This is a genomic window from Kitasatospora sp. NPDC093558, assembly GCF_040683475.1.
Classification (GTDB): Bacteria; Actinomycetota; Actinomycetes; order Streptomycetales; family Streptomycetaceae; genus Kitasatospora.
Genome location: NZ_JBFBDY010001195.1, coordinates 1 through 1,359 on the forward strand (window position 1 = coordinate 1; position 1,359 = coordinate 1,359).

General features: G+C 70.1%; 2 protein-coding genes and 1 pseudogene. All 3 read right to left on the reverse strand.

What is annotated here, in order from left to right; genetic code table 11:
• Positions 1-87: 87 nt before the first annotated feature.
• Entirely contained in the window at positions 88-240 is a 153-nt protein-coding gene (locus AB0O00_RS39685) for a hypothetical protein (protein WP_363659527.1), read from the reverse strand.
• Positions 241-262: 22 nt separating this feature from the next.
• Positions 263-1,195, reverse strand: a complete 933-nt coding sequence (locus tag AB0O00_RS39690; protein WP_363659528.1) for an amino acid ABC transporter permease — start codon at positions 1,193-1,195, stop codon at positions 263-265.
• Positions 1,192-1,359, reverse strand: a pseudogene (locus AB0O00_RS39695) (amino acid ABC transporter permease); the annotation flags it as partial. The gene AB0O00_RS39690 and the pseudogene AB0O00_RS39695, both read right to left, overlap by 4 nt.

Here is a 1,359-nt window from a genome sequence, read left to right on the forward strand (position 1 = left end):
GTAGTGCTGGTTTTTGATTAGGGCGTGCCCCCTTAAAACCCGCGGGGGGGGGCCCCCCAGGGGCGCACCCCTCGCCACCGTCCCTGATCAGGCCATCTCGCGAGGGCGGTGGGACTGCCCGGCGGCGAACGCCTTCGCGGCCTCGCGGGCGATCTCCTCGGCGGGGACGTCACGCACGTGCTGCGACAGGCCCCAGCGGCGGCCGAAGGGGTCGATGATCCGGCCGTGGCGGTCGCCCAAGAACCCCAGTGCTGCCGGCCACTCATCTGCCGGAGGCGCCGCCTGCTCCGCCGAGTTCGTCGTGGCCCAGGTGCTCGCCCGGTGTCGCCAGCTCCTCGACCGTGTGTGCGCCGACCACTGCGCCGGTGGACCTCTTGCCATGGCGGAGCCTGCCCTCCAGCCGGCTCGCGAAGGACGTGAGCGCGAGGTTCACGACGACGAAGACCACCGCGACGACGGTGAAGCTGGCGATGGTGTTCGCGCCGTAGTTCGCGCTCAGCGGGCGGACGGACGCCAGCAGCTCGGAGAAGCCGAGCAGCGCGCCGCCCAGCGCGGTGTCCTTCACGATGACGACCAGTTGGCTGACGATCGCCGGCAGCATCGCCGTGACCGCCTGCGGCAGCAGCACGTAGCGCATGACCTGGTTCCTGCGCATGCCGAGCGCCATGGCCGCGTCGCTCTGGCCCTGGGGGAGGGCCAGGATCCCGGCCCGGACGATCTCCGCGAGCACCGAGGCGTTGTAGAGGACGAGACCGGTGACCACGGCGTACAGCGGTCGGCTGTCGGAGCCGACGTTGGTGTACTGGGCGTACGCCGCGTTCGCGAAGAGCATCAGGATCAGCACCGGGATGGCGCGGAAGAACTCCACGACGGTGCCGGCCACACCCCTGACCCACCGGTGGTCGGAGAGCCGGGCGATGCCGAACAGGGCTCCGAGCGGCAGTGCGATGACCATGGCGAGCGAGGCGGCGATGACGGTGTTCTGGAGCCCCGGCAGGAGGTACGTCTCCCAGGCGCGGGAGTCCGTGAAGAAGGGCCGCCACTTGACCCAATCGAGCTGGTTCTTGTCGGCGAGGCTCTGGACCACCCACCAGGCCAGAGCGGCCAGGGCGACCAGGAACAGCACCGTCGACACCGCGTTGCGCCGTCTGGCACGCGGCCCCGGCGCGTCGTACAGGACGGTCGGTGGACTCATCGCCGGACCGACACCTTCTTGCTCACCCAGCCGAGGATCAGCCCGGTCGGGAGGGTGAGGCAGATGAACCCGAACGCGAAGATGGCCGCGATGAGAATGAGCTGGGCTTCGTTCTCGATCATCTCCCGCATCAGCGCCGCGGCCTCGGCGACGCCGATGGCCGC